Origin of the sequence: Streptomyces sp. NPDC007971 (assembly GCF_042958635.1) — a bacterium.
Lineage (GTDB): Bacteria > Actinomycetota > Actinomycetes > Streptomycetales > Streptomycetaceae > Streptomyces.
In genome coordinates, this window is record NZ_JBIBJK010000009.1 from 61,783 (window position 1) to 88,430 (window position 26,648).

The 26,648-nt window shown below is 72.7% G+C and carries 23 protein-coding genes; 13 read left to right on the forward strand and 10 right to left on the reverse strand.

The window, feature by feature from the left end:
* Positions 1–486 precede the first annotated feature (486 nt).
* From ACFZCP_RS20120 to ACFZCP_RS20130, 3 genes are all read left to right on the forward strand, one after another.
* Positions 487–864: a helix-turn-helix transcriptional regulator gene (locus ACFZCP_RS20120; RefSeq protein ID WP_391428948.1), complete on the forward strand. Its 378-nt coding sequence runs from the start codon at positions 487–489 to the stop codon at positions 862–864.
* Positions 861–1,877, forward strand: a complete 1,017-nt coding sequence (locus ACFZCP_RS20125; RefSeq protein WP_391428409.1) for a hypothetical protein — start codon at positions 861–863, stop codon at positions 1,875–1,877. The genes ACFZCP_RS20120 and ACFZCP_RS20125 overlap by 4 nt, the downstream gene beginning before the upstream one ends.
* Positions 1,878–2,233: 356 nt before the next feature.
* Positions 2,234–2,680 (forward strand): cupin domain-containing protein, encoded by a 447-nt coding sequence (locus ACFZCP_RS20130; protein WP_391428411.1) that lies wholly within the window; start codon positions 2,234–2,236, stop codon positions 2,678–2,680.
* 323 nt (positions 2,681–3,003) lie between these two features.
* Here ACFZCP_RS20130 and ACFZCP_RS20135 read toward each other — a convergent pair whose 3' ends face one another.
* The 3 genes from ACFZCP_RS20135 to ACFZCP_RS20145 form a co-directional block, all read right to left on the reverse strand.
* Positions 3,004–3,969, reverse strand: a complete 966-nt coding sequence (locus ACFZCP_RS20135) for a DUF1152 domain-containing protein (RefSeq protein ID WP_391428413.1) — start codon at positions 3,967–3,969, stop codon at positions 3,004–3,006.
* A 107-nt stretch (positions 3,970–4,076) separates the two neighbouring features.
* Positions 4,077–5,441, reverse strand: coding sequence for an FAD-dependent oxidoreductase (locus ACFZCP_RS20140; protein WP_362690078.1), 1,365 nt, complete (start codon positions 5,439–5,441; stop codon positions 4,077–4,079).
* A 453-nt stretch (positions 5,442–5,894) separates the two neighbouring features.
* Entirely contained in the window at positions 5,895–7,979 is a 2,085-nt protein-coding gene (locus ACFZCP_RS20145) for an NlpC/P60 family protein (RefSeq protein ID WP_391428416.1), read from the reverse strand.
* A 416-nt stretch (positions 7,980–8,395) separates the two neighbouring features.
* Between ACFZCP_RS20145 and ACFZCP_RS20150 the strand changes: the two genes are divergently transcribed.
* Positions 8,396–10,501: a DUF1996 domain-containing protein gene (locus ACFZCP_RS20150; protein WP_391428950.1), complete on the forward strand. Its 2,106-nt coding sequence runs from the start codon at positions 8,396–8,398 to the stop codon at positions 10,499–10,501.
* 167 nt (positions 10,502–10,668) lie between these two features.
* On the opposite strand, the gene ACFZCP_RS20155 is transcribed toward ACFZCP_RS20150, so the two are convergent.
* Both ACFZCP_RS20155 and ACFZCP_RS20160 read right to left on the reverse strand, forming a co-directional pair.
* Complete coding sequence (locus tag ACFZCP_RS20155; RefSeq protein ID WP_391428418.1) at positions 10,669–11,385, reverse strand: lipoprotein; 717 nt, start codon at positions 11,383–11,385, stop codon at positions 10,669–10,671.
* A gap of 237 nt (positions 11,386–11,622) precedes the next feature.
* A complete protein-coding gene (locus tag ACFZCP_RS20160) occupies positions 11,623–12,264 on the reverse strand; it encodes a methyltransferase domain-containing protein (RefSeq protein ID WP_391428420.1) in 642 nt (213 codons plus the stop codon).
* A gap of 128 nt (positions 12,265–12,392) precedes the next feature.
* Here ACFZCP_RS20160 and ACFZCP_RS20165 point away from each other — a divergent pair, with 128 nt between their 5' ends.
* The 3 genes from ACFZCP_RS20165 to ACFZCP_RS20175 all read left to right on the forward strand — a co-directional run bounded on the left by ACFZCP_RS20165 (position 12,393) and on the right by ACFZCP_RS20175 (position 15,971).
* A complete protein-coding gene (locus tag ACFZCP_RS20165) occupies positions 12,393–12,851 on the forward strand; it encodes an NAD(P)H-dependent oxidoreductase (RefSeq protein ID WP_391428423.1) in 459 nt (152 codons plus the stop codon).
* A 452-nt stretch (positions 12,852–13,303) separates the two neighbouring features.
* Positions 13,304–15,682: a hypothetical protein gene (locus ACFZCP_RS20170; protein WP_391428425.1), complete on the forward strand. Its 2,379-nt coding sequence runs from the start codon at positions 13,304–13,306 to the stop codon at positions 15,680–15,682.
* 34 nt (positions 15,683–15,716) lie between these two features.
* Positions 15,717–15,971 carry a hypothetical protein gene (locus ACFZCP_RS20175; RefSeq protein ID WP_391428427.1) on the forward strand — a complete coding sequence of 85 codons (255 nt, stop codon included), beginning with the start codon at positions 15,717–15,719 and terminating at the stop codon, positions 15,969–15,971.
* A 39-nt stretch (positions 15,972–16,010) separates the two neighbouring features.
* On the opposite strand, the gene ACFZCP_RS20180 is transcribed toward ACFZCP_RS20175, so the two are convergent.
* The 3 genes from ACFZCP_RS20180 to ACFZCP_RS20190 all read right to left on the reverse strand — a co-directional run bounded on the left by ACFZCP_RS20180 (position 16,011) and on the right by ACFZCP_RS20190 (position 19,308).
* Positions 16,011–17,135 (reverse strand): protein kinase family protein, encoded by a 1,125-nt coding sequence (locus tag ACFZCP_RS20180; protein WP_391428429.1) that lies wholly within the window; start codon positions 17,133–17,135, stop codon positions 16,011–16,013.
* Between the two features lie 317 nt (positions 17,136–17,452).
* Positions 17,453–18,751, reverse strand: a complete 1,299-nt coding sequence (locus ACFZCP_RS20185) for an MFS transporter (protein WP_391428952.1) — start codon at positions 18,749–18,751, stop codon at positions 17,453–17,455.
* Between the two features lie 17 nt (positions 18,752–18,768).
* Positions 18,769–19,308, reverse strand: a complete 540-nt coding sequence (locus ACFZCP_RS20190; RefSeq protein WP_391428431.1) for a helix-turn-helix domain-containing protein — start codon at positions 19,306–19,308, stop codon at positions 18,769–18,771.
* 288 nt (positions 19,309–19,596) lie between these two features.
* Here ACFZCP_RS20190 and ACFZCP_RS20195 point away from each other — a divergent pair, with 288 nt between their 5' ends.
* Genes ACFZCP_RS20195 through ACFZCP_RS20205 form a run of 3 tightly spaced genes read left to right on the forward strand, consistent with a single transcriptional unit; the run spans position 19,597 to position 22,252 of the window.
* Complete coding sequence (locus tag ACFZCP_RS20195; protein ID WP_391428433.1) at positions 19,597–20,970, forward strand: beta-ketoacyl-ACP synthase II; 1,374 nt, start codon at positions 19,597–19,599, stop codon at positions 20,968–20,970.
* Positions 20,940–21,908: a fatty acid desaturase gene (locus ACFZCP_RS20200; RefSeq protein WP_391428435.1), complete on the forward strand. Its 969-nt coding sequence runs from the start codon at positions 20,940–20,942 to the stop codon at positions 21,906–21,908. Before ACFZCP_RS20195 ends, ACFZCP_RS20200 begins: the two co-directional genes overlap by 31 nt.
* Positions 21,905–22,252: an acylphosphatase gene (locus tag ACFZCP_RS20205; RefSeq protein WP_391428437.1), complete on the forward strand. Its 348-nt coding sequence runs from the start codon at positions 21,905–21,907 to the stop codon at positions 22,250–22,252. The genes ACFZCP_RS20200 and ACFZCP_RS20205 overlap by 4 nt, the downstream gene beginning before the upstream one ends.
* A gap of 186 nt (positions 22,253–22,438) precedes the next feature.
* On the opposite strand, the gene ACFZCP_RS20210 is transcribed toward ACFZCP_RS20205, so the two are convergent.
* On the reverse strand, positions 22,439–23,095 hold the full coding sequence (locus ACFZCP_RS20210) for a GNAT family N-acetyltransferase (RefSeq protein WP_391428440.1): 657 nt from the start codon (positions 23,093–23,095) through the stop codon (positions 22,439–22,441).
* A gap of 416 nt (positions 23,096–23,511) precedes the next feature.
* Entirely contained in the window at positions 23,512–24,318 is an 807-nt protein-coding gene (locus ACFZCP_RS20215; protein WP_391428442.1) for an ATP-binding protein, read from the reverse strand.
* 322 nt (positions 24,319–24,640) lie between these two features.
* Between ACFZCP_RS20215 and ACFZCP_RS20220 the strand changes: the two genes are divergently transcribed.
* Genes ACFZCP_RS20220 through ACFZCP_RS20230 form a run of 3 tightly spaced genes read left to right on the forward strand, consistent with a single transcriptional unit; the run spans position 24,641 to position 26,627 of the window.
* A complete protein-coding gene (locus tag ACFZCP_RS20220; protein ID WP_391428444.1) occupies positions 24,641–25,516 on the forward strand; it encodes a Scr1 family TA system antitoxin-like transcriptional regulator in 876 nt (291 codons plus the stop codon).
* Between the two features lie 2 nt (positions 25,517–25,518).
* On the forward strand, positions 25,519–25,755 hold the full coding sequence (locus ACFZCP_RS20225) for a DUF397 domain-containing protein (protein WP_391428446.1): 237 nt from the start codon (positions 25,519–25,521) through the stop codon (positions 25,753–25,755).
* A gap of 56 nt (positions 25,756–25,811) precedes the next feature.
* On the forward strand, positions 25,812–26,627 hold the full coding sequence (locus tag ACFZCP_RS20230; protein ID WP_391428448.1) for an SAM-dependent methyltransferase: 816 nt from the start codon (positions 25,812–25,814) through the stop codon (positions 26,625–26,627).
* Positions 26,628–26,648: the final 21 nt, after the last annotated feature.

Consider the following 26,648-nt stretch of genomic DNA (forward strand, 5'->3'; position numbering starts at 1 on the left):
GGGGGTGCGCCATCGCGCGGAGAACGGGGGGCCCGGAGCGCCCCGCGTGCGGGGTGCGCGGCGGGCACCCGGGGTGCGCGCCGCACGCGTCACACGGCCGGCGTTCACACGTCCCCGGGTTTTCGCGCGACGCCCACAATGGTCCGGCGAACGGGGCCCGCCCGCCCATCCGCTCAGGGGAGGGCCCCGTTCGCAGTCGTCCCGCGAACCTGGTCGGCACCCGGTCCGGACCTCCCCGCCTTCCGCGTCCGGGCTTCACCGCTTTCCGCGTCCGGGCCTCATCGCCTTCCGCGGCCGGCTCCTCCACCTGCGCGTCACCGTCCTCACCTTCCGTGCCAGTCCTCCTTCTCCTGTCGGCTCCGGTCCTCTCCTTTGTCCTCCTCTCCACGGTCGGCGCCCTGGACGCTGTGCGATTCATCGGGATGGCGTGTTCCTCTCGATATATATCGGGTGCCGATATATTCTGGTCGCATGGCATCGAAGAACATGACCCGAGCGGCGTTCTTCGTCCTCACCGCACTCGCCGACCAGCCGCGCCACGGCTACGGCATCCTGCGCGAGGTCGAGGAACTGTCCGACGGGGAGGTGCAGTTGAGGGTCGGCACGCTCTACGGCGTGCTGGACCGGCTCACCGACGACGGCCTGATCGTGCTGGACCGCGAGGAGGTGCAGCAGGGCCGCCTGCGGCGCTACTACCGGCTCACCGACGAAGGCGTGGCCGCGCTCGACGCGGAGGCGGAGCGGATGGCCGCAGGCGCGGGGGCCGCCAAGCGACGCATCGCCGAGGGCCGCCGTGCAAAGGCTCCGGCCGACACCGCACCGAAACCCCCCACGGCACCCGGACTCGCGGGAGGCTTTGCATGACCACGCTCCTGGAAGCCCGTTACCGCAGCGTCCTGCGGCTGCTCCCCGCCTACTACCGTCGCGAACGGGAGGAGGAGATGGTCGAGACGTACCTCTGGGACCTCGACCGTGACACCCAGGACCAGAGCCGGCCGACGCTCGGCGAGGTGGCGAGCATCGCCGCCCTCGCCGTGCGCAGCCGCCTGGGCGCGGCCGGAGCGCCGCGCCGCTACGTCCTCCTCGGCTCGTCCGTCCGCCTCTTCGCGCTGTTCGCCGTGCTCGTCCAGGCGGTCACCGCCGTCGTCGACCTGGCCCTCGAACTGACCTGGGCCGTCAGCAGGGGTGGCGCGGGGCGGCATCTGTTCCTGTCGCAGTTCACCGACCAGGGACTTTCCATGGCGCTGGTCACCGCCGCCCAGTGGTTCCTGCCGCTGCTGTGGACGGTGGCCTACTTCGCGCTCCTGCACGACCGCCGTCGGCTCGCCCAGGCATCCGCGCTGTCGGCCGCGCTGCCCGCCCTGTGGCCGTTGGTCGGTCCGCTGACCGGTGCGCTGGTCGCCCCGGAGCCGGTGTTCGCCACCGCGTTCGGGCTCCTCGCCTGGCTGCCGGCCCTCGCGCTCTGTGCCGCCCACCACCGGGACGCACCCCCGGCCCGGCTGCCCGTGGGCCCACCCGGGCTGGTCTTCATGGCCGGTTGTGTCGTGACCGGCGGGTCCGTCGTGGTGCTGCCCGCCATGGCCGACCTGGCCTGGGCACCCGCGAGCTGCTTCGTCGTGGGCGCGCTCGGCTGGTTCCTGTGGCAGGTCCGGGGCGGTGACGCCGCCGCACCGGGCGCCGGGCTCGCCCTGGCCGCCCTCGGGCTGCTGATCCTGGCGGTGCGGGTCGCGGCCCTCTACCCCTGGCTGCAACTGCCCCTGCCGGCCGCCTACCTCGGCGGTGCGCTCGTGCAGACGGCCATGCTCGCCCTGCTGACCGTTTCGCTGGCCGTGGTCGGCCGCCGGGATCTCATCGCCGCCGAGCCGGGCCTGTCCTGATCGCTCTGCCCTTCGTCCCCCTGTCCGGTCGGGCTCAGCCACCACCCGATTGCTTCACCCGCGGTGCCGGCCCTCGCCCGCCGATGACATGGTGCGATGCGTTCCCGATGCCGCCGGCTCCCGGATTGTGGCGGCCGCCGACGGGAGGCAGAGTGATCTTGGGACTATCTGAGCGAAGCAGAAGGCGCGCGGTGTGTCACGGATGCGGGCTGTGGTCCTCATGATCGAGCAAGTTGTGTGAGCCCGGAACCGACGATCTCGGTCACCGCCGAACGAGTGGATCGCTTCACTGATCCAGAAAGCGGGGGCCCGACGCAAGATCGTTCATTGCAGGCAGGGATACGGAGGTGTGGTGTATGTCAGAAGGAAAGCCGGTGCACGGGTCCGCCGACGAGGGGCACGAAATCTCGTTGCCGCCCGAAGTCCAGTTGCTGCAAGACGTCACTCCGCCCTTCTTCCCTGAAGGCGGTTCGGGAATGACCATCCTTGTCGAGTGGCCTCCCGGTCACCCCGGGCTCCCTCCGCACCGCCACTCGGGGCCGTCGTTCGGTTTCGTGATGGAGGGTGCGGTCCGGTTCGAGCTCGAGGGTGAGCCGGAGCGTGTGGTCGAAGCCGGTGGGACGTTCTGGGAGCCGGGTGGTGACGTGATCCACTACCAGGATGGCAACGCACTGTCGGACGCGCCGACCAAGTTCGTCGTGACCATGGTGTGTGCGCCGGGTCAGCCGATGCTCACGTTGGTCGACGAGGAGGAGCTGAAGGAGCGGGCGCGCCTGCGGGCCCCACGTCCCTCCAACGGTTGAGCCGCGACGCCCAAGGGTCCCGGGTTCCGCCGGCAGGTCCCGTCCGGCCCGCGGGCGGACGACGCTACTTTCGCAATACACCTGGAACCAGGCTCGAAGAGGTCACGAGCTGCCGGGCGCCGCCTGAGCTGCCCGCAAAATTTGCCCGTGTATGGCCCGTGAACACCCGCAGCGGGCCGGTGACAGCCGTACACGGTCGGTTCCGCCACCCGTCCCAGGGAGGCCGGGTCCGACCGCGTTGTGGGAGCTGGCATGCCCGGCCCGTCCGTCCAGGACGTCTCCGTCCGGGACGCTCCGTCCGGGAACGGCCCGTCCGCCCCGGCTCAGTGCGGGAACACGCGGGGCGGCCGCTGACGGGGCAGCTCCTCCCGGAAGTCGGAGATGGCCGAAGTGATCTGCCGCATCAGGACCGTTCCCTCCAGCCGGTCGAGGTAGAGGCCGGCGCGGGCCAGGGCGGGCAGGTCCACACAGAAGTACAGGGCCATGAGCGGATTGACGAACAGCTCGCTGTTGCGGGTGCGTTCGGTGAAGCGGACGTCGCCGAAGTCGCCGCGCACCGCCGCCGCGACGGACCCGTGGACGATGCTGGGGTGGCCGGCGTGGCACTGCTGGGCGTGGGCCACCGCGTCGAGGTAGAGGGCGCCTTCGCGGCTCTCGCGGGGCAGTGAGAACGCGCCCAGGTAGGCGCCCTCACGGTCCAGGGCGGCGAGATTCTCCAGGAACAGTGCGTGGTTGACGCCGTGATAGGCGTCCACTCCGAAGCCCAGGCAGGCCACCAGCCGGTGTTCGACCTCGTCGAGCCCGGCGACGGCGGCCAGGCTCGCCATGTCCTCCTCCGGCGTGCCGAGTCCGTGCTCGTCCCCGCGCATGAGGATGTCGGTTCCGCCGTCCACCAGCACCACGGCGTCCACACCGCCCAGGTGCGCAAGGAGCGCGCGGTAGGCGGCGCGCAGCGGTCCGACACCCGTACGGGGAAAGGCGTACACGGTGTCGGGCAGCCCCTGCGCCGCCAGCCACTGGGCGAGCGCACGCTCGGGGAAGTAGTCGCCGCGCAGCGGGGTGTCCGGGCGGACTGCGGCGACGTCCGCCTCCACCCATGAGTCCAGGTCCAGTCCGTACAGGTCGGAGAAGGACAGGTTGGCCAGATGGACCTCTGCCCCGGCCGCCCGCAGCGCGAACGCCAGAGGCAGTCCGGCGTAGACGTCGAAACCGCCGCCCGCACCGGCGACGAGCACCCGGCGCGCCCCGCGCAGACGGGTGAAGAAGGGAGGCTCGCTCAGGGAGAACACCGCAGGACACTAGCAGGACGGTTGTTCGTCGGGAGTGTGCGGACGGGACGCGCGAAGGGGCCGGCACCACGGTGCCGGCCCCTCACGAGCAGGTGCAGCGCAAGGGCTTACGCGCCGCTCTCGCGGAGCATGTCCTCGCGCTCGACGATCTTCACGCGCTCACGGCCCTGCGGCTCGCCCAGTGCGCGCTCGGCCGCGTCCAGCTTGTACCAGCCCTCCCAGGTGGTGTGGCGGACGCCCCGCTCGGCGAAGAAGGCGTCCACGGCCTCCGGCTCGGGAGAGGCCGGGGTGTGCAGTCGGCCGTTCGCGTAGTCGTCCAGCAGGTTGGCCACGGTTTCGTTGGCGTCGCCCTTGGTGTGGCCGATCAGGCCGACCGGACCGCGCCGGATCCAGCCGGTGACGTAGGTCGACTGGAGATGTCCGCCGCCCTCCTCGACGACCCGGCCGCCCTCGTCCGGCACGGTGCCGGAGTCGATGTCCCATGGCAGCTTGGGCAGCTTCTCGGAGAGGTAGCCCACGGCACGGTAGACCGCGGTGATGTCCCAGTCCTTGAACTCGCCGGTGCCCTTCACGTTGCCGGTGCCGTCGAGTGCGGTGCGCTCGGTGCGCAGGCCCACGACCCGGCCGTCCTCGCCGAGGATCTCCGTGGGCGACTCGAAGAAGTGCAGGAACAGCTTGTGCGGCCGGTTGCCGACGTCCCGGATCGCCCAGTTCTCCAGGGTCTTGGCGACCATGTCGGCCTGCTTGTTGCCGCGCCGGGTCTCGATCGAGCCCTTGTCGTAGTCGATGTCCTCGGGGTCGACGATGACCTCGATGGTGGGGGAGTGGTCCAGCTCGCGCAGTTCCATCGGGCTGAACTTGGCCTGGGCGGGGCCGCGGCGGCCGAAGACGTGGATCTCCACGGCCTTGTTCGCCTTCAGGCCGTCGTGGACGTTCGGGGGTATCTCCGTCGGCAGCAGTTCGTCCGCGGTCTTGGCGAGGATCCGGGCCACGTCGAGCGCCACGTTGCCGACGCCGAGCACGGCGACCTTCTCGGCCTCCAGCGGCCAGGTGCGCGGCACGTCCGGGTGGCCGTCGTACCAGGAGACGAAGTCGGCGGCGCCGTACGAGCCGTCCAGGTCGAGGCCCGGGATCGACAGCTCCCGGTCGGCCATGGCGCCGGTGGAGAAGATGACCGCGTCGTAGAAGGCGCGCAGGTCGTCCAGGTTGAGGTCGCTCGGGTAGTCGATGTTGCCGAACAGGCGGATCTGGGGCTTGTCGAGCACCTGGTGCAGGGCGGTGATGATGCCCTTGATGCGCGGGTGGTCGGGGGCGACACCGTACCGGATCAGGCCGAACGGGGCGGGCATCCGCTCGAAGAGGTCGATGGACACGCCGGGGTCGGCGGCCACCTCGGACTTGAGCAGGGCGTCGGCGGCGTAGATCCCGGCGGGGCCGGCTCCGACGATGGCTACCCGCAGGGGGCGCGGCATGATCAGTTCCCTTCGAGCGTGAAACAGGCGACTCGTCGGGAAGCCTAAACTAAGGCAGCCCTAAGTTAGTACGCGGGTCCGGTCTATGACGTCATAAGGCGATCTTATGACTTGCCCAAGGGGTTCTTTGGCGCCTCGTGCCGTCCACCCCGGTCTGATCCTCGGGCCCTCCCTCACCCCGGCATCCGCTTCCACGTCGACAACAGCCGCAGCATCCGCGAACAGGGCCTCACCTACCGCCCGGGGGAGGAGACCCTGCTGGACCACTACGCGAGCTGGCGCGCACGGCGACGCCACCGCGGCTGAGCCCGGCCGGCCGGGGGCCCGGCTCCCGAGCCTCCGCCGGGACTGTGCCCCCGCTGTGACTGAGCCCCCGCTGGGACTGAGCCCCCGCTGGGACTGAGCCCCCGCCGGGACGGGGGCGCCGGCGGGCCCCGGTCCCGGCGCGGGCCGTCAGGCGGGCCGGATCACCCGGTGGATCGCCGACTCACCGGCACCGTAGATCGACTCCTCGCGGATGGACGACCCCGGGCCCGGCGCATGGATCATCATGCCGTTGCCGATGTGCAGGCCCACGTGACGGTCGTCGCCGAAGAAGAGGACCAGGTCGCCGGGTTCGAGGGCGGCGAGGGTGACCGGGGTGCCGGCAAGTGCCTGCTCGTGCGCCGCCCGGGGCAGCGTGACCCCGGCCGCCCTCCAGGCCCCCTGGGTGAGGCTTGAGCAGTCGTAGGAGTCCGGCCCGGTCGCACCCCACACGCACGGCTTGCCGATCTGCGCCTGAGCGAACGCGATGGCCTTCGCGACCCGCACGGAGTGGGTGGACTGGGGCGTGGAGGCGGTGTCGGGGAGAGCGCCGACGGCCGGCAGAGGGCCGGTCAGCGGGTCGGCCGTGACAGGGGGGAAGGCCCCGGTGTCGGTGAGGGGGGTGGTGAACGGGGACACGAAGGAGCCCGTGTCCGTCACGGGGGCGGCTGCGGTGGCAGGGAGGGTCGCGGAGATGGGGGCGGCCGAAGGGACGGCGGCGGCTGCGGTGGCAGGGAAGGCCGCGGTGACTGGGGCGGCTGCGGGGGCGGCAGCAGCTGCGGCGATGGGGGCGGTCGCGGGGACGGCAGCAGCCGCGGTGGCAGGGCCGGCCTGGCTCGGAATCTGCGGCAGAGCGGGTGCCGTCCACTGCGGCTGTTGCCACTGACCGGTGCCGAGCAGGTCGGGCTGCTGAGGGTCCAGCGGGCCCGGCTGCTGAAAGTCCAGCGCGACCGGCTGCTGGGCATGCAGCTGTCCAGGCTGTTGCATCCCCGGCCGGCTCCACTGCCCGGTGCCCGGCTGTGCCCACTGCTCGGCGTCCACTTGTGCCCACTGCCCGGCGCCCGGCTGTGCCCACTGCCCGGTTCCGGATTGTGCCCACTGCTCATCGCCCGGCTGAAACGCCTGCCCGACGGCCGGTTGGGCCGACGGGTCCGGCACCGGCTGAAAGGCCTGGTCCGCCACCGGCTGGGCCGCTTGCGTCCAGGCCGGCCGGGAGGCCTGCTCCGGCCCCGCACCCCAGGCGCCCTGCGCCGACAGGGCTTCCGCAGTGGCCCCGAGCGGTGTGCCGAGCGAGGAGGCGTGACGGGACAGCAGCTCCTGGGCCGTGGCCAGTTTGCGCCGGTTCCTCGTCTTGGACTCCGCGAGGGAGGGGCGCCGGGGCGCGGCGGGGGAGGCGGACGAGGGCCCGGGCTGTTGGGCCACGGCTCCCTGTGCGGCGGGCAGGACAGCGGCCGGGAGTACGGCCGTGCCCGGGCCGGTTCGGTCCGACAGTCCGAGTCCGAGTCCGAGTCCGAGTCCGAGTCCGAGGCCGGGGCCGAGGTCGAGTCCGACGTCGGGGCCGAGTCCGGGGCCGAGGTCTGGGGATGGTGTCACGTCCTGCCCGCTCGGCACGGGAACGCCCCCGGCGAGCAGCTCGGCCGGGCCGCGGCCGGGCAGCTCCGCAACACCCCCAGCGGGCAACGCCGTCATGCCCCCGCCGTATGTTCCGGGCGAGGGCGGACCGGTCAACTCTGCCGGTGCGTCGGGGAGTCGGGCGGCGAGAGCGGACGGCCCGGTCGTTCCCGGCTCCAGGGCGGCGTGCGGGAGTCCGGCAAGGTCCGCGGAGGAGCCGCTCGTCAGCTCCCGTACCGCGCGATCGGCAGACCGGCCGGTGGGGCCGGGCGGCAGCTCGGGCAGACCCGGGTCCGGAGCCCCCCGATCACCACCGGGCAGGGCGAAGTCCGACCGGTCCCGGAAGCGCTCCGACGCCGGGGGAAGGGCGGGCTGCCGGTCCTTGGGCAGGACCGCGGGAACACTCGGCCCCAGCTGGGCGCGCGCCGCGTCGAACCACTGCTGGGCCATCGCGTCCAGCGCGGGATCCGTGCGCCGGCGGCCTCTCTTGGCCAGAGGGACGCCTCTGGACCGGGTCGCCAGGGACATGGCCCGGGTCGCGTTGTAGGTCCCTGAGTCGGTCTCGGCCCGATCGTAGAGGGAGTCGATCCGCTGCCGAACCTCGTCGCGGTTCTCCGGCGCCATGGAAGACACGCTCCTTCCTCGCCCCGCGGGGCAGTTGGGCCGTTCCCGGGGTCGGTCGAGCCCCGCGGCTCCGGACGCCACGGCGATGCGCTGGGTGCGGCCGGGCGGCCTGGCGGTCAACCTAGCCAACTTGTGTCCCTCGTGTGAAGGTTGAAGTGCGGAATGTCCGATACGTATTTGTGATGTTCGTGGTGTTGTTCGAGGGGGAAGGCGGGTGGCTTTCCGTCGTGACCGCGGATTTCTGTAGGTTCTCTGAGAATCTTCGAAACGGTTGAACGCAAGCGCACCATGATGCGTATGGGGCGGGGGACCTCCATGCCCGAACGACCGCTCCACACAAGGGGACGACCTTGATACGCAATCGGCGCAGACGACCGACCGGCGCACGACGGGCGACATTCGCAGCGGTCGCCCTGATGCTGGGCGGCGGCGGGCTCATCGCTGCGAACGTCTACGCCTCTGCCAGCGAGGGAGGCTGGGGCGGGCAGCCCGGCCCCGGGGCGACCGGACACGTCACGTCTGCGGGCATGGCCACGATCGACTGCCCCGACGTCGGCAGCAGGCTGACGTCCGTGCCGGACCGGGCCCGCGCGGAGGTCGACCGCGAACTCGCCCGGCTGGACCAGCAGACCGCCGGCGCCTACCGGCAGCTCCAGCAGTCGGCCCAGGCCGTCCGGGAGAACCCCGACTCCGCCGACGGCTCGATCATGAACCCGCTGAAGGAGCAGCGCACGGCCACGATCGAGCGGATCACCGGCGCCATCGACCGGGTGGGGCAGCGTCCGGAAGGGCTGGAGTCCCTCGCCGCCTGCACGCTGCGCCCCGGCGAGGAGGGCACCGGCGGCGACGCGGGCAATGGAGGCCAGAGCAGCGCCCCTGCGGGCGGTGGTGCCCAGCAGGGCGGCGGCCAGGGCCAGAACGGTGCCGGGCAACCGGGCGCGGGCCAGGGCGGCAACGGTCCCGTCGCTTCCGACTACGCGGACATCAACTCCGTACAGCCCAATGTGCCGGATCCGGCGCAGCAGGCCGACGCCTCGCGCGGCACTTTCACCTCCGAGTGCGGCGTCAACGCCAACGGCCTGTTCAACTCGGACAACGTGATCGTCGCCCCCGGTGTCTCCAACGGCGCCCACCACTTCCACGACTACATCGGCAACCAGTCCAACAACGCCTTCGCCAGCGACGAGGACCTGGCCGCCGCCGACACCAGCTGCGTGGACAAGGGCGACAAGTCCACCTACTACTGGCCGGTGCTGCGTCTGCAGAACGGCAAGCAGGAGCGGGACGCCGGCGCTCCGGGCGGCGGCACCGAGGGCAACGCGGGCCAGATCGTCACGGCGAAGCAGGTGACGCTGACGTTCGTGGGCAACCCGCGCGGCAAGGTCACCGCGATGCCGCGCCTGCTGCGCATCATCACCGGCGACGCGAAGGCCTTCGTCAACGGCCCCGCCAACGCCAACGCCTCCTGGAGCTGCACCGGTTTCGAGGACCGGCAGCTGAAGGACAAGTACCCGCTGTGCCCGGCCGGCAGCGACGTGGTGCGCACCTTCCGCTTCCAGAGCTGCTGGGACGGCCGCAACATCGACAGCGCCAACCACCGTACCCACGTGGCCTTCGCCGCCCCCGACGGTTCGTGCCCCACGGGCTTCGTGGCGATTCCGCAACTGGTGCAGCGCATCGTGTACGGCGTCGCCGCGCCGAGCCTGAACGACGGCGGGCGGACGGTTCCGTTCTTCGCGGTGGACTCGTTCCCCGAGCAGCTGCACAAGCCGGTCACCGACCACGGCGACTTCATCAACGTCTTCGACGAGGACCTGATGGGCACCATGGTCGACTGCATCAACTCCGGCCGGACCTGCGGAGCCCGCGGCGGCGACTCCGGTGCCACCGAGACCCCGAACCCGAACCCGAGCGACGGTACCGGCGCGACGAACGGTCCGGGCGGCAATGGTGGTACGACGGGCGGTCAGAGCGGCGACGGCGGTACGGCGGGCGGTCAGAGCGGCGACGGTGGTGCCTCGGGCGGTGACGGCGGTGCGACGGCCGAGCCGGGCAGCAGTGCCACCGCGGATCCCGGCACGGGTGGCACCGCCGCTCCGGCGCCCTCCGTCTCCAACCCGGTGGAGCTGCCGAGGACCGACGCGACGACGTCGCCGGCGAACAGCACCAAGCACGGCAAGCCCGCCCACCAGGGCAAGGCGACCGAGTCCGCCCACCAGGACGGGGCGACCGAGCCCGCCAAGTCCGGCAAGGCGACCGGCGCGTCCCACGCGGCGGCGGACTCCAGCGGTGGCGAGGTCGGCCGGCCCACGCAGTCCCCGCCGCCCTCGGCCGCTGCCGGCGGCGGCCAGACCCAGCCGCCCGCCGGAGAGTCGGAGGCCCCGGCCCCGCAGACCGAGCCCCAGGCCGTCCAGGGCGGACTCGCGGAGACCGGTGCCCACCTGTGGCCCGCGGCCATCGGTACCCTGCTCGCCCTGTCCGGTCTCGTCATGCTGCTGCGGGCCAAGCGGCTGCGCTACTGACCGCTTGCGCACGGCCTGCCGAACGGCGGCCCACCCCTTCACGGGTGGGCCGCCGTTCGGCCATCGGTAACCGATGCCCGAGACATCTCGGCCTTCGGTATCTCGGCGCTGTGCCGCCCCGGGGCGGGGCCACGACTCCGGTACGAGCAGCGGCCGGGCGGTGTCCGTCAGAGGATCCGCAGGGTCTGCTTGGCGAGTTCGTACGCGGGGAGCATCGCCTTGTGCTCCTCGGTGTCCAGCCCCCCGAGGTGCAGTACGACCGGGCCGTCGGGGGTGGAGACCGCCAGGGCCCTCTCCTTCTTCCTCTCCTCCAGGAGCTTGCTCGTGTAGAGGTAGTCGACCTCCACGCCCGAGACGCCGTCGGAGGTCTTGAAGGAGCGGTACGTCTCCTTGCTGGTGTTGTCCTCGGCGGCGACGAACTGCCGCAGGACCGTACGCGTGTCGGCGTTGCCCGCCTTGCCGGTCCACACCCTCAGGAAGCCGATCTTCCCGGCGGGCTTGGCATCGATCTCGCAGGCGGTGGTGACCGGGCCCTGGCGGAGGAAGGCGTCCGCGAAGGCACCCGTGACGTCGCCGTCCGACCCTTTCGCCCTCTTCGACGCCTTCGACAACTCTCTCTCGGCGTCGATCCCCTTGGCCTTCCAGTCCTTGGCGATGTCGAAGCTCACCGGCAGCTCGCAGGCCGATCCGGACGCGCCGATCGTGCCCCCGCTCGCCGTGGCCGCGCTTGCCGTGGCCGCGCCCTTGGCTCCCGTGCTGCCGACCGACGAGTTCCCCGACGCCGTGGCGCCGCCGTCCGCGGATCCGGCGCACCCACCCAGGGCGACCGCAAGGAACACCGCCTGGATCACCCGCCCCCGCAGGGACCCCACCCTGACCTGCACTGTTGTCTCCCCTCCTGTTCAGGGCGGCCACTGTAACCGAGGACAACGACAACGCCGTACGCAATAAGCCGTACGCAATAAAAGGAGGGGGTCGTCCCCTCGTACAAGGGGTATCGGCCCCGGACATGGAAGGGAGATCAGCACCTGCCCATGGCAAGGGGATCAGCACCTGCTCGTGGGAAGGGGGGGAGTGCTGGCTCATAGCAAGGGAAATCAGGCCCTGCCGTGGAAAAGGGATCAGTCCCCGTCGCGCCGGCAGTGCAGGTACAGATGCGGCTCGGGCACGGCGTCGGGGTGGGCCGGGGTGAACGTGGCCCTGTCCTCGGCCAGGACGGTCAGGCCCGCCGCGGTCACCAGCTGCGTGAACCCGTCGGTGCCGAAGCTCGTCACCCGCACCGGCTGCCCCATGAACAGCCCCTCGACCCCCTCCACGTCGAGGGGCACGGTGGCCAGCACCGCGAGCCCTCCGGGCCGCAGCGCACGCGCGAGCTTCACCACGACGGCCGACTGCTCGGCGCGGGACATCTGCAGCATCGAGAAGTACGCGCACACGGCGTCGAACGAGGCCTCGGCGAGCGGGAGTTCACGGACGTCGGCGAGCCGGAACTCGGCCCGAGGCACCTGCCGGGCGGCGAGGCGCACCATGACCGGGGAGACGTCGACGCCCAGCACCGAGTGCCCCGCCTCCGCGAGGGCCTGCGCCGTCGGCCGCCCCGTCCCGCTGCCCACGTCCAGCACCCGGCTGCCCGGCTCCAGCCGGTCCAGCAGCCACTCGAGCGAGGCCCTGTGGGCCGCGGACGAGGCGAACGCCTTCTCGTAGTCGAGCCCCAGCGCGTCGAACACCACGGCGGCCGGTGCCCGCCTGTCATCCTCGCCCAAGACCGCTCCTTCCGTCTTTTGTTTACGTGCCCGGCATCGTCGCACCCGATGCCCGGGCCCACCATGCCGCGCGCCGGACGCCGGGAGCCGTTTGCGGGCGGCGGTGGCGGCAGGGCAGGGTTCGATGCGTGCCTACCTTGCTGATCGTGCATCACACCCCCTCTCCCCACTGCCAGACGCTGTTCGAGGCCGTCGTCTCCGGGGCCACCACACCGGAGATCGAGGGCGTTCGCGTCGTGCGGCGGGCGGCCCTGTCCGCCACCGCCTCCGACGTCCTCGCAGCCGACGGATACCTCCTCGGCACCCCGGCGAACCTCGGCTACATGTCCGGCGCCCTCAAACACTTCTTCGACCAGATCTACTACCCCTGTCTGGACGAGACGCGGGGCAGGCCCTTCGGCTACTACGTGCACGGCGGCAACGACGTCACCGGAGCCGTCCGTGCTGTCGAGGCCGTCACCACCGGCCTGGGCTGGCGCCGTGCGGCCGACACTGTGACCCTCACCGGCGAGCCCGGCAAGGCCGATGTGCAAGCCTGCTGGGAGTTGGGCGCCACGGTCGCGGCCGGGCTCATGACCGACGCGTGAGGAGTGACCCGGCCGCAGCGCGGCGGCCGGACCCCGCACAACGCGGTGAAGCCACCGGGCGGCTCGCCCGCCGCGCCGGAACCGCCATGGGCGACGGGGCAGGACGAGTGTGCGGTGGTGGTGTGCGGCGGTGCTGGTGCGCGGCGGACGGCCGACGGGGACGGTGCCGGGCAGCGGGGTCTTTGGTCCGTTCGGGTGAGCGGCGGATGCGGTCCTGACACAGTTCCCGCGACGGCCTGTGCGCACGTGGTGAGGACAGGGTGCGGCGATCATGCGGTGGGCATATGCGGTCCGGGCCCGGGCGCGCACGGCGGCGGCGGGGCCGGCCCACATCCCCGTACCGGGGCGGACGAAGGTGCGGCCGTGCCGTCCCTGGCCGACGATGGAGCAGGACCACGTCCCCCGGGCGCGGTCGTGCATCGCCGGACGTCGTCGAGTCGAGGGAGCGTCGGATGCGAGCGGACGGCCACGCACCCGGACGGCGCGCCGAGGACGAGCAGGACATCGATCAGGACCAGCAGCACACCGGTCAGGGAGGCCAGGACACCGCTCGGGATCAGCAGGACACCGGTCAAGGCGGGCAGGACACCGCTCGGGACCAGCAGGACACCGCTCAGGGCGGGCCGGACACAGCTCCGGACCAGCAGGACACCGCTCGGATCGGGCAGCACTCCACTCCGGATGAGCAGCACTCCGCTCCGGACGAGCAGGACACCAAGGACCTGTTGCGCCGCTGTGCCCGGGACGTGATGGAAGTGGCCGAGGGGATCCGTGAGGTGTCCGCGCGGACCGGCGCTGCACTGTTCGCGCCGTCGCTGACCGTCTCCGTGCGGCGCCGTCCGCGCACCGGACTCGCCGCGCAGTGGGCGTTGCTGCGGGCCCTGACGAACAAGCAGGGCCTCGGCGGCTCGGCGATCACGGCCCCGAAGGCCATGGGACATGTGCTCGGGGCGGCCGGCGACGTGCTGGGCCGGGAGAGCCTGGCGACACCGGTGGCCGTCACCTCGCTGCGCCTGCGCATGGCCGCCGTGCTGTACGACCACCCCGAGTTCGCACGCGACCCGGGCATGCGTCGGCTGATCGACGCCGTCACCGCGGAACGCGACCTGGAGGCCGTACGGGCCCTGCGCGCCCTGTTCAGGAACCGCAGTGCCCAACGCGCACTGGCCGAGATCGCCCCCCTGATGGCCGAACTCCCCGCCGTCCGCGCCCTGTTGGGCGAGGCCCCGATGCGCGACGGCACCGGCCCGCCACCGGCCACGGGCCGCGATCCGGTCGCCGGCCCGGTCGGGCACACCGGCACCACCCGCCTCGTGGGCACGCACCGGGGCGAGGGTGCCGCCGAGACCGTCGCCCTCGCCGAGCAGGAGAGGCGGTCCATCGCCACCGAGGGCTCCCTGCTCGGCTTCCTGCGCAACATCGAGACGCTGACCACCGGCGGGCGGATCCTCGTGCAGAACGTGCGCGGCCCCGACGGCGTCGTCCGCTACGTCGTCCAGGCCCCCGGTACGGCACCCGGCCGTCCCCGCAACGACGCCCCGCGGGACGTCGCCGACACCGGGCGAAGCCCCTCCGCGACCGTCTCGCCCCGCACCCGCTCGATCCTCCTCGCCCTCGCGGACCACGGCATCCCGCGCGGCGCCGACCTCGCCCTGATCGGGCACGGCGAGGGCGGGACGGCGCTGATGAACCTCGCGCAGGACGAGGAGTTCTGCCGCTCCTACCGGATCACGCACGTGATCGCCGTCGGCTCCCCGCTGGGCAACAGGAGACCCGCCGACCCGCGCACCTGGGTCGTCGGCATCACCAACCAGCACGACATCGTGCCCGTCCTCGACGGCCGGGGCCCGGGCTCCGCCTTCGACCCGCACACCCACCGGTACGAGGTCGACTACGCAGGCCCCGTCCGCGAGTTCCCGCAGTGCCACATGATCCGTGAGTACATCGAGCACCTTCGGACCGTCATACCCGAGGCCCGCAAGGACATCGACGAGGCGCTCACCCCCTACCGCGGCCCCGTCGTGCGCACCCAGGCCTACCGGCTCCAGGACCGCGCCCGTCCGCCCGAGGGCCACCCCTTCCTCACCGTGCCCACCGCCTCCGTGCCCACGACGACGGGTCCCGTCGACGTGCCCGTGCGCTACTACGACTCCTCCGCCGTGCACCTGTGCTACGCCGTCGACGCCGACGCGGCGCGCAGCCTGCTGCCCCACCCCACCTGGATGACGCCGAGCCGGCTCGGCCGCCGGGCGCTGGCGGTGCTGTCACTGTACGAACACCGCTGTTCCACCATCGGCTCCTACACCGAGATAGCGCTCTCGGTGCTGGTCGACGACCTGTGGCGGCCACGCCCGTACGACATCGCCGTCGATCTGGTGCGCCGCGCCGACCTGCGCCGCACCGGCCGGTACGTCCTCTCCCTCGCCGTCACCAGCGAGGAAGCCCGCGTGGTCGCCCAGCAGATCTGGAGCCAGCCCGTGCTGCGCACCTCGGCCGACGCCGATCTGATGGGCCGGGACATCGGCGTCAGCGCACCGGAACTGGGCCTCGCCGTCGAAGGCACGCTCGGCCCGGGCATCCGCGGCCCCGAGGCGGACTGGATCCTGTACGGACGGCGCGACGACAGCACCGTACGCATCCTGGTGCGCGCCCACGGCAGGCTACGGCTGCACACCGGAAGCGGCCTGCGCCTGCGCCTGGAGACCGCCGCCGCAGAACCCATGGCCGGGCAGCTGCGCCGGTTCGGCATCGACTCGGCCCGTCCGCTCTTCGCGCTGTCCTGCCCGCAGTTCATGCTCCACCGCAGCGCCGGCACCACGCTGCCGCGCTGACCTTCCGCACGCACCCCGGCAACAGGGAGCCGCCATGGTGACCGAGTCCCCCCGGACGATGCCGCCGGTCGACGCACTCCTCGACCAGGCGGGCAGTCTGCGCGCCGACGCGGACCTGATGGACGGCTACGCCCGCCGACTGCTGGCCACCGCGGCGGCGCTGACCGGCTGCGCCGCGGCACCCGAGTGGAGCGCGCCCGCCCTGGAACGTCAGGCTGCCGCGTGCGGTACGGCGGCGGAGCAACTGCGCAGCGCCGCACAGGCGTTGCTCGCACACGCGCGAGCCTGAGACGGCACGCGGTACACCCGGCCGCAGAAGCGGCGGATCTCACGGATGTCGCCCGCAAGCCGTCCCGGGTTCACGGGCGTCGTGCCGGATCCCCGGACCTGGTCCCGCAACCTCCGGCGTCGTGATCTCGGCGGCCGGAAACGGCGTCCGCTTGCTCTCGGTGAGAAAGCGGCGTTGGAATTCGCCCAGGACCACGGCAGTGCGGGCATGCCGGTCGATGATCGCGGCGATCTCGCGCGGGACGTCACCGGGCCGGCGGCCGGCGATCCACTCGCGCAGGAACGCCTCGTGTTCCACACCGCCGCGCAGGCCATCGGGCAGGTGGCGGCGGAGCAGATGGCTCACGGTGTGGCAGCGGTCATACGCGAGGTGGTCGGAGAGGAACACCGCCTCGGCCGCTGACAGTTCGAAGCCGGAGCTCAGGGCGAGTCCGAAGTCCGCGAAGTACAGCAGCTGGCCGTCGGTCAGGACATTGGCGAAGTGAGCGTCGAAGTGGACGAGTCCGTGCGAGCTCATGAAGGCAGTGCCGCGCGCCAGGGCCTCCTCCACCCACAGGTACGGCGAGCCCGCCCCGCTCTCCGGAGCGGCGGTCCGGTGGTCGTGCAGCCAGTCGGCGAGTGTCTGCGGGACGTGTTCCAGGAAGAGCACCAGGCTGGACGAGGACCGGCCGATGGCCTCCAGCCGCTCGCGCACGGCCGATGAGCCCTCCCAATGCGCGACCGCCCCGTCGATGCCCCCGAACTCGTCGGCGAAACCCTCGGGAGGGGAGTCGGGGAGGATGCGCCAGTGGTACATCAGCGGAAAGCCCTCGTACTCGTTCCCGAGGACCCAGTTGGTGGTCATGACATGCACGGCCAGTTCTCGCCAGGCCCCGAACCCGGTCGAGCCCGCCCCGTACTGGTAGAACATCGGCAGTCCGAAGAGGTTCGCCGTCGACCGCGCGTTCTCTGGCCGCAACTCGGTGTCCGTCAGGGGAACGCGCTTGACGAACACCCGTGTGCCGTCGATGTCCAGCTCCGCCGACCCGCCGCCGATGCCCGACCCGAGTGGGTCGGCGGCGGCCACGACCTCGCCGAGCCGACGGTCACCCAGCAGGGACAGTCGCGTGGCCACGGCCCCGTACGTGGCGAGCCGCGCGGCGTACGGCGGATCCGAACGATGCATCGACGACTCCTCGGATGCCCGGAACCAGGGCTCCGGTGATCTCGCGAACGCGGTCGAGCCTATCCGCCCCGGCCCCGGCCACACCGTCCGCTCCCAGACCCCTGAGACCGATCTCCTACGGACGCGACCGCAACCGTTCTACCTGCACAAGCGGCACCGGTTCACCCGTTTGCCCCGGATGCGCTCTGGAACACCCGCTACCTGGACGCCGCCGAGGACGACGAGGATCGACGCCGGCACACCCGACCGCCCCGGCCACTCGTCGCGCCCCGCGGGGGCCTGGCACCCGACGCGTTGTGACGCCTTCGCGGCGGGCGTCACGACAAGTCGGGTGCACTCTGCTCGGCGGGATCCTTCGATGCCGGGTGATCTGGACCGCCGGCCGGGGCGCCGGCCGGACCGCCGACCGGGGCGGCGGCACGCAGCGCCGCTTCGACCCGGCGGTTGCTGGTCATGGATGCCGTGACGGCCGTCATCGCCAGGAGCAGGACGGCGGCGGCGTAGAGCGGGGTGCGGATGTCGTAGGTGGTGGCCAGCCAGCCACCGAGGAAGGCCCCGACGGGGGCGGCGCACATGGCCAGCATGCGGGAGGTGGAGGCGACCCGGCCCATGAGGTGGGCCGGGACGATCGCCTGCCTCAGGGAGGGCCCGAGCACCATCGTGGCGCCCATGCCCGCTCCGCAGACGGCGAGCGCGAGGCCGGCCACGTAGGGATTCGGTGCGGAGGCAAGCCCCAGGATGGCAAGCCCTTCGACTGCGGCCGTGCAGGTCAGCGCGGTGCCGGTGCCGAGTCGCCGGCCGAGGAAGGAGGCGATGCCCGCGCCGAGCAGACCGCCGGTGGCCTCCGCCGTGAGGAGCAGGCCGAAGCCGAAGGTGCTGATGCCGAGGCGGTCGTGCGCGAAGAGGGCGAGTACGGTCTCCACGGCGAGGAAGGCGATGTTCCCGACCGCCGGGCGGAGCGCGAGGCCGAGCAGCACCCGGTTCCGGAAGACGTACGAGGCGCCGGCCCGCGCCTGCCGCAGCAGCGACTCGCGGACCTCCGGCACGGGCCGGGGCATGGCGGGCAGCGTGCGTACGAGGAGTGCGGAGAGCGCGAACGACACCGCGTCGGCGAGCAGCGGCATCGCCCGCCCGAGCGCGAGCAGTGCACTGCCCGCAGGCGGCCCCGCGAAGCCGGACATGGCGGTCTGGGCGCCGCGCAAGCGGGAGTTGGCGCGCTCCAGGAGTGCGGGGTCGCGGCGGAGCAGATCCGGCAGATAGGCCGTGGCGGCCGTGTCGAAGAAGAGTCCGCCGAGGCCCAGCAGGAAGGCGACGGCCGCGAGCAGCGGAATGCTCAGGACGTCGAGCACGGCCGCCGCCGCGGGTATCCCGAGCAGCACCGCACGTGCCGTGTCCGCGACCCACATCGTGCGCCGGCGGTCCCAGCGGTCCACCAGCGCACCGCCGAGCACCCCGAAGAGCAGCCACGGCAGCGTCCCGGCGGCCGTGACTACGGCGAGTGCCATCGGCTTCCGGGTCAGCGTCAACGCGAGCAGAGGCAGCGCGGCCTGCGTCACCCCGTCACCGAGGGAGGAGATCGTCTGTGAGCTCCACAGCCGTCCGAACCCGGTCGGCAACTTCTGTCCGTCCTTGGTCACTGGGAGTCTCCCTCGGCCTGCTTGCGCGGCGCCGGTCGGAACAGCGCGAAGGCGAGAGTGGCGTCCGGCAGCGAGGGATCGGACAGCTCCCGGTACTCGTCCGCCAGCGCCTCCAGCCGCGCCCCCAGCTCTGCGAACTGCTCCTCGGTGAGCCGCAGATGCGCCATCTGTACATGCCGCTCGCCATCCGCCGGAGCTGCCTCCAGGTCGGCCACCGCATGCCGCATCAGCACATCCGGCCCGCCCTCGCCCGGATCCGGCAGCACGATCGCCCGCGCAGCCATCGCGTAGTACCGCTCGGTGACCCCCCGCACCTTCCGCGTTCGCACCACCTTCACCAGGCCGGCCCGCTCCAGCAGCCGCACGTGATAGCTGGAACTCCCCTTCGCAAGGCCAACCCGTTCGGCGATCTGCGTAATCGTCGCCGGCTCGAAGCGGAGCACGGCCATGATCCGGTGACGCGTGAGGTTGGAGACGGCGCGTAGCTGCTCGTCAGTGGTGACGTGAAACGTCTCGGGAAGATCATCCGTAGGCATGCCAGCAATGGTCAACGATTCTTGACCATTGAGCAAGGGGATTTCCCGAGGACGTCCAGAACCTGCCGTCCGCAGGCCATGCGTCCCGGGCCGCGGTCGCCGACCGGTTCCGGGTTCGTCCCCATCGGACCCTGGGGCATGCCGGGCGGCATCGGGCTCGTCCCCGCCGGTGGGTGCTGATGAGGCATCAGCCGCGTTCGCACATCCGGGTGGTAGCGGCCACCGTCCTGGGCCGAACGAGTTGTCGCGGCCCGTGACCGCCCGCCCCGGCCCGGATAATCACCGCTCATGCAGCTGGTGAAAGCACGCGGCCCGGCGCGCCGCGTCCCGGTGGCCGTCACCGGACTCGGCCTGGTCACCCCCGCCGGGATCGGCCGGGACGCGGCCTGGGCGGGCCTGTGTGCCGGACAGTCCACCGCGGCTGCCGACCCGGGGCTCGACGGGCTGCCCGTGGCCTTCTCCTGCCGGGTGCCCGACCTGGACGCGGCCGGGCTGCTGGGGCACCGGCTCAGCCGCCGTCTCGACCGCTTCACCACCTTCGCACTGCTCGCCGCACGCGAGGCCGTCGCCGACGCCGGACTCACTCCCGGCGGCTGGGACGGTGCCCGTGTCGGTGTCGTGATGGGGGTCGGCACCGGGTCCATGCAGGGCTGGCAGGCCGAGTTCGACCGGCTCGCCGACCACACCCCGGAACGGGTCTCGCCGCTCGCCCTCCCACGCAGCGTGCCCAACATGGCCGCCGCCGAGATCGCCCTGGACCTCGGCGCGCAGGGCCCCAACATGGTCGTCAGCACCGCCTGCGCCTCCGGCACCAGCGCGCTCGGCCTCGCCCGGGACTGGCTGCTGTCCGGCGCCTGCGACCTCGTCCTCGCCGGAGGCAGTGAGTCGGCCCGCCTGCGGATGACCGCCGCCTGCTTCGCCCAGATGCGCGCGCTGTCCCGCCGTGCCGACAGTCCCGAGGCGGCCTCCCGGCCCTTCGACCGCGACCGGGACGGATTCGTCCTCGGCGAGGGCGCCGCCGTCCTCGTCCTGGAACGGACGGAGGACGCCCGGGCCCGCGCCGTCCGGCCGACGGTCCTGCTCTCCGGCTTCGGCGCCTCCTGCGACGCCCACCACTTCACCGCCCCGCACCCCGGCGGCGACGGCGCCGCCCGCGCCATCCGGGGCGCACTCGCGGACGCCGGCCTCGCCCCCGAGGACGTCGACCACGTCAACACGCACGGCACCTCCACCCCGCAGGGCGATGCGGCCGAGCACAACGCGCTCCAGCAGGTCTTCCGGAGGCCACCGCCCGTCACCGCCGTCAAGGGCGCGATCGGGCACGCCATCGGCGGAGCCGGAGCCATCGAGGCGGCCTGCACCGTGCTCACTCTCGCCCACCAGTTGATCCCGCCCACCGCGAACCTCGACACCCTCGACCCGGCGATGGACCTGGACGTCGTGACCAAGGCACCCCGCCCGCAGTCGATACGAGCCGCCCTCAGCAATTCCTTCGGATTCGGCGGCCAGAACGCCGTGCTCGCCTTCACCACCGTCGATCCGTACCCGTACCCGTGCCCGCATCCGCACCCACAGCCGTACCCGTCACCGCACCCGTCCCCGGAAGCACCCCCCTCCGAAAGGGTTTCCTCGTGTCGGAGTTCCCGGAATCCACCCGTCTGACGGGCAGAGCCCGGCCCTTGCCCAACGGCGAGCAGCTCCTGATCGGCGTGTTCGTCGGTGTCCCCTTCCTGGCGCTCCTCGCGGCCGTGCCGCTCGCCTGGCGGCACGGCCTGTCACCCGTGGACCTCGCGCTCGCCGTCGTCTTCTACCTCGTCAGCGGCCTCGGCATCACCGTGGGCTTCCACCGGCACTTCACCCACGGCTCCTTCAAGGCCGTCCGGCCCCTCAGGATCGCCCTCGCGCTGGCCGGCAGCCTCGCCGTACAGGGACCGCTGCTCCTGTGGGTGGCCGACCACCGTAAGCACCACCGCTTCTCCGACCGCGACGGGGACCCGCACTCGCCGTGGCGGTACGGCCGCTCGCCCCGGTCGCTGGCCAAGGGCATGGTCCACGCCCACGTCGGCTGGCTTTTCGAGACCGAGCACGCCTCACCCCGCCGGTACGCGCCGGACCTCGTCCGCGACCGCACCCTGATGCTGATCTCCCGCCGCTTCGCCCTGCTGGTCCTCGCCTCCTTCGCCCTGCCGGCGCTGCTCGGCGGGGCGCTGACCCGCTCCTGGCAGGGCGCGCTGAGCGCGTTCTTCTGGGCGGGGCTGGTGCGGGTCAGCCTCGTCCACCACGTCACCTGGTCCATCAACTCGATCTGCCATGCGGCCGGTTCGCAGCCCTTTCGCAGCCGCGACCGATCGGGCAACGTGTGGTGGCTTGCCCCGCTGTCGCTCGGCGAGTCCTGGCACAACCTCCACCACGCCGACCCGACCAGCGCCCGGCACGGCGTGCTCAGCGGCCAGATCGACGCCAGCGCCCGGCTGATCCGCTGGTTCGAGCGTCTCGGCTGGGCCTACGACGTGCGCTGGCCGGACCGGCACCGGATCACCGCACGCCGCTGGGAACCCTCCGCGGACGAGCCGCACGAGGTCGGGAGGCCACAGCAATGACGGTCCGGCAGCACGTGCGCGTCACTGGACGGGTCCAGGGCGTGTTCTACCGCGACACCTGCCGCCGGCTCGCCGAGGAGCGGGGCGTGGCGGGATGGGTGCGCAACCTGTACGACGGTGACGTGGAAGCCGTCTTCGAGGGGAGCCCCGACGACGTCGCCATGATGGCGCGCTGGGCGGCCGAGGGCCCTCCGGCGGCGCGGGTGGACCACTGCACGGGCGTCGCGGAGGAGCCCGAGGGCCTGTCCGGCTTCCGCGTCCTGCCCGACGCCCCGCCCCAGGATGCCCTGCCCGACGCCCCGTCCCAGGACAACCCGCCCGGGGTCGACCCCGGCGCCCGGTAGCGCGACGGGCGGGCGCCCTCCGCCCCCACTCGGTCACCGACCGGCTCCGGCAGCGTACGTCCGGCCGCAGGGGTACGGCGTGTCCCGCGGAGGGCGCGGTGCGGGGCACGGCTTGCAGGGCATCTCCCGAACGGACGCTGTGGGCCGTCCCGTCCGCAGGGACTGCCGGGGCGCCCCCGGCGGAGGTCAGGTGCAGTGGAAGCCGGACGCCGCCTCGTGCCGGAGCCAGACCGAGTCGACGACGCGTCCGTCGGGCAGGGTGTGCCGGCGCGGCCCCTCGGCAGGAAGGAATCCCGCCCCGGCCAGAGCCCGGCGGCTCGCGGTGTTCCCGGTCTCGGCGCCCGCCCGTACGGTGCTCATCCCCAGGTGGGTGTGCGCGAGTACGGCCCCGGCCCGGAACAGCTCGGGGCCCAGGCCCTGTCCGCGGCAGCGCGGCGCCAGCCAGCCGCCCATCTCGCCCTCGTGGTGCTGCACCTGCAGTCCACCGGCATAGCTCAGATCGGACCTGCGCACGCACACCAGGAACACCGGTTCGTCGGGGCCGGGGGCGAAAGGCTCGGCCAGCCGGCGCGGGACACGGCGGCCGTCGTCGCCTGCGGGCCGCCGCTCCAGCAGGGCACGCCGGGCAGCGGAGCCGGGAGCGATCCGGTCGCTGCCGTTCCCCAGCCACCTCTGGGCCTCGGCGTCCGCGCCGGCCGCGAGCGCCGCCGCCACGTCGAGCAGGGTCCGGGGCGTGAAGAGCAACAGCCGCTCGGTGGCCAGGACATGCCGGCCCGGCTCGCACCGTCCCGGCACGGGAAGTCCCGTACGGGTCCGGCTTCTGCGGACGAGCGACCAGACCATGCAACCCCCCCGGGTGCCACCACCACGCGACGGATGTCCGGGTCCCCTGTCCGGGAGCGCCGGGACCGCCGCCGGACGCGAACGGTTCGCATCCGGGGTGAATCTACCGGGGAACCGCGGAACCCGGGCGGGCCGGCTGCGTCGGCGGGCAGGGGCAGGCCGGGCGTGCGTCCGGGAATCTCTCGCCGGCGCTCCCGTTCGGCCGTCCGCCGTCCGCCGGTGCCCCCGCGCAGCGACCTCCGCGCCGAGGGTGCCCCCGCGCAGCGACCTCCGCGCCGAGGGTGCCCCCGCGCAGCGACCTCCGCGCCGAGGGTGCCCATGCGCCGGGACCTCCCGGCCGCCGGTGCCGTCCAGCCGGGATCTCCCGGCCGTGGATGCCTCGTCACGTGGCCCGTGGAGTCCGGACGGCTGCCGGATCAGCCGGTCCCGGCTTCGGGCGGGTGCGGGTCCAGGGCGGGTCGGCGGGCAGAGCGGGGCCGGGTGCGGTCAGGGGCATGGGCCGGGGATCCTTCGGACGAGTGGGGGACGGTCCGGGGGAGGGGTGTGCTCGGTGCGCGGGCGGCCGGGTCCTCGGCGCCGGGTGCCGCGGGCAGTTCCGCCCAGACGACGCGCGCGGGCCGGTCGTCCGTGACCGTCACGCCCCAGCCGGCGCTCAGCGCGTCGACGAGGAGCAGCCCGCGCCCGTTCTGGTCGTCGGGCCCGGGGCGGCGGGGGACGGGGTGGGCAGGACCCCGGTTCTGGTCCTCGACCTCGATGCGCACCCGGTGGGCGGCGCGGTGCACCCGGCACACGATCCGTTCTCCGGCCGCGTGCACCAGCGCGTTGGTCACCAGTTCCGAGGTCAGGAGCAGCGCGTCGTCCCGGACGCTCTCGCCGGCGCCCCAGGCGGTCAGCAGGTCGCGCACCACCCGGCGGGCCGTGCCGACCGCGGCCGGCAGCGGCGGCAGTTCGAAGGTGGCGGCGAGGCCGGCAGGGCCGGCCCCGGAGGCGAGCGGGTCGGAGCCGTGGGGCCCAGGGAGTCGACCCAGGTGCTCGCCTCCGGGTGGTCTCGCGGTGCCGGCCGCCTTTGCCGGCCGGGGCGCGGGCTCGCCGGCCTCCGGGGCGCGGACCGCGGGGCCCGCGGGAGACAGCCTCAGCGGGGACGGGCCGAGCGCGGGCCTGCCGGGGATCCGGTCGTCGGACAGCCGGTGGAGCGGTCGGGGGAGGGAGGAGGGCGGAGCCATCGCCGTACGCCTTTCGTGCGGCCTCGCACCGTGGGGGGTGTCGGTCTGACAGGGGGCCGGCTGCTTCGGAGAGCAGACGACACACCGCCTCCCACGAGGCCGTGGTGCAGGCCGGTCTCCCCCAACTGGCCTGCGACACCTACTCCTTCGGTCAGTCGGAGCAGTGAGTCCACTGTGTCATCAGCCAACAAGCACTCGCAACAGGCAAGTTGAAATTTGCAAGTGGCCAAGTGCATGCTGCTTCGGCCAGGAAGTGATCGAGAGTGTCGGCACAGGGGATCGCGTGAGACGGTGGCCCCGAAGCCCGGGCGAGGGGGTGGGCGTGACCACGGAGACCGACTGGGGCGGGGTCCCTTCCGTGCTGCGCATGATCCTCGGCAGACAGTTGGAGGAGCTGCGCACCCGGGCCGGTCTGACCTTCGAGCAGGCGGGCGCGGCCATCGGGGTCAGCCATTCCACGATCCGACGCATGGAGGCCGCCAAGGTCGCCCGGCTGCGCCTGCCGGACGCCGAGAAGCTCCTCCAGGTCTACGGCGTGACCGACCGGCAGGAGATCGACACCTTCCTGCAGTCGGTGCGCGAGGCCAACAAACGCGGCTGGTGGCACACCTACCGCGACGTCATGCCCGACTGGTTCGCCGCCTACCTCAGCCTGGAGCAGGCGGCCCTGCAGATCCGCGCGTACGAGAACCAGTTCGTCCACGGCCTGCTGCAGACCGAGGACTATGCGCGCGCCCTGCTGAGCGCCGCCCATCCGCACGCCCCGGCCGAGGCGACCGAACGGCGGGTCGCGCTGCGCATGCGCCGTCAGGAACTGCTCGCCCGCGACGCACCGCCGCGGCTGTGGGTCGTCATGGACGAGACCGTGCTGCGCTGGCCGGTCGGCGGCCCCGAGGTGATGCGCGCGCAGATCGGCCATCTCATCGAGGTCAACCGGCTGCCCCAGGTGACCCTGCAGCTCATGCCGTTCGCGGGCGGCCCGCACCCGGCGATGCGGGCGGGCGCGTACCACCTCTTCAGGTTCCGGGCCCGCGAACTGCCCGACATCGTCTACCTGGGCGGACTGGTCGGCGCCGTCTATCTCGACAAGGGCGACGACGTCGTGGTGTACCGCGAGGCCCTGGACCGGCTCGGCGCCCAGGCGGCGCCGGCCCGGAAGACCGAGACCCTGCTCGACGCGATGCGCAAGGAGCTGTGACCGTGCACCCTCCGACACGCACCGGCATGCCGGCCCGGCGACCGGACGCCCGCGGCTGCACCGGGCCGTGGAGCGACGACGCCGGCGGCGCCTGCGCGGCAGTGGAGGAGCCCGCCGGCGGGCGCACTGCCGTACGCCGGTCCACCGACTCCCGTGGTTCGGCGCCGGTGTCCACGTCCCGCGAGTCGTCCGGCTTCCTGAGCGGGGCGAAGGAGGGCGGCGCCGACTTCCTGCTGTGAGCGTCCTTGTACCGCCCAGGTCCCACCCCCCCCCGACCCGAATGGGAGACACGGCGTTGCCCGACAACGGATGGCCGGCCGACCGCATCGACACCGAGAACGCCCACTCCGCCCGCATCTACGACTACATCCTCGGCGGCAAGGACTACTACCCCGCCGACCGGGAGGCGGGCGACGCCATGGCCCGGGAGTGGCCCGCCCTCCCCGTCCACATGCGCGCCAACCGCGACTTCATGAACCGCGCCGTGCGCTGGCTCGCCGAGGAGGCGGGCATGCGCCAGTTCCTGGACATCGGCACCGGCATCCCGACCTCGCCCAACCTGCACGAGATCGCCCAGACGGTGGCCCCCGCATCCCGGGTCGTCTACGTCGACAACGACCCCATCGTCCTCACCCTCTCCCAGGGGCTGCTCGCCAGCGCGCCCGAGGGCAGGACGTCGTACATCGAGGCCGACTTCCGTGACCCGGCCGCCATCCTCCGGGCCCCGGAACTGCGCGAGACACTCGACCTCGGCAAGCCGGTCGCCCTCACCGCCATCGCCATCGTCCACTTCATGCTGGACGCGGACGACGCGGTCGGCGTCGTCCGGCGGCTGCTGGAGCCCCTGCCGCCGGGCAGCCACCTCGCGATGTCCATCGGCACCGCGGAGTTCGCGCCCGAGGAGGTGGGCCGGGTCGCCCGCGAGTACGCGGCCCGCAACATGCCGATGCGGCTGCGCACCATCGGCGAGGCGCACGAGTTCTTCGACGGCCTGGAACTGGTCGGACCCGGCATCGTCCAGGTGCACAAGTGGCACCCCGACGGCAGCGGCGAGAAGGACATCCGCGACGAGGACATCGCGATGTACGGCGCGGTCGCCCGCAAGCCGTGACAGGCCCGGGGCCGGGGTCCG

What these genes read in the sequence shown, in the direction of transcription:
- ACFZCP_RS20120 (WP_391428948.1), top strand. Translation starts at nt 487, where the DNA reads ATGACCCGAGCGGCGTTCTTCGTCCTCACCGCACTCGCCGACCAGCCG.
- ACFZCP_RS20125 (WP_391428409.1), top strand. Translation starts at nt 861, where the DNA reads ATGACCACGCTCCTGGAAGCCCGTTACCGCAGCGTCCTGCGGCTGCTC.
- ACFZCP_RS20130 (WP_391428411.1), top strand. Translation starts at nt 2,234, where the DNA reads ATGTCAGAAGGAAAGCCGGTGCACGGGTCCGCCGACGAGGGGCACGAA.
- ACFZCP_RS20140 (WP_362690078.1), bottom strand. Translation starts at nt 5,441, where the DNA reads ATGCCGCGCCCCCTGCGGGTAGCCATCGTCGGAGCCGGCCCCGCCGGG.
- ACFZCP_RS20145 (WP_391428416.1), bottom strand. Translation starts at nt 7,979, where the DNA reads ATGGCGCCGGAGAACCGCGACGAGGTTCGGCAGCGGATCGACTCCCTC.
- ACFZCP_RS20150 (WP_391428950.1), top strand. Translation starts at nt 8,396, where the DNA reads ATGCTGGGCGGCGGCGGGCTCATCGCTGCGAACGTCTACGCCTCTGCC.
- ACFZCP_RS20170 (WP_391428425.1), top strand. Translation starts at nt 13,304, where the DNA reads ATGCGAGCGGACGGCCACGCACCCGGACGGCGCGCCGAGGACGAGCAG.
- ACFZCP_RS20175 (WP_391428427.1), top strand. Translation starts at nt 15,717, where the DNA reads ATGGTGACCGAGTCCCCCCGGACGATGCCGCCGGTCGACGCACTCCTC.
- ACFZCP_RS20180 (WP_391428429.1), bottom strand. Translation starts at nt 17,135, where the DNA reads ATGCATCGTTCGGATCCGCCGTACGCCGCGCGGCTCGCCACGTACGGG.
- ACFZCP_RS20190 (WP_391428431.1), bottom strand. Translation starts at nt 19,308, where the DNA reads ATGCCTACGGATGATCTTCCCGAGACGTTTCACGTCACCACTGACGAG.
- ACFZCP_RS20195 (WP_391428433.1), top strand. Translation starts at nt 19,597, where the DNA reads ATGCAGCTGGTGAAAGCACGCGGCCCGGCGCGCCGCGTCCCGGTGGCC.
- ACFZCP_RS20205 (WP_391428437.1), top strand. Translation starts at nt 21,905, where the DNA reads ATGACGGTCCGGCAGCACGTGCGCGTCACTGGACGGGTCCAGGGCGTG.
- ACFZCP_RS20210 (WP_391428440.1), bottom strand. Translation starts at nt 23,095, where the DNA reads ATGGTCTGGTCGCTCGTCCGCAGAAGCCGGACCCGTACGGGACTTCCC.
- ACFZCP_RS20215 (WP_391428442.1), bottom strand. Translation starts at nt 24,318, where the DNA reads ATGGCTCCGCCCTCCTCCCTCCCCCGACCGCTCCACCGGCTGTCCGAC.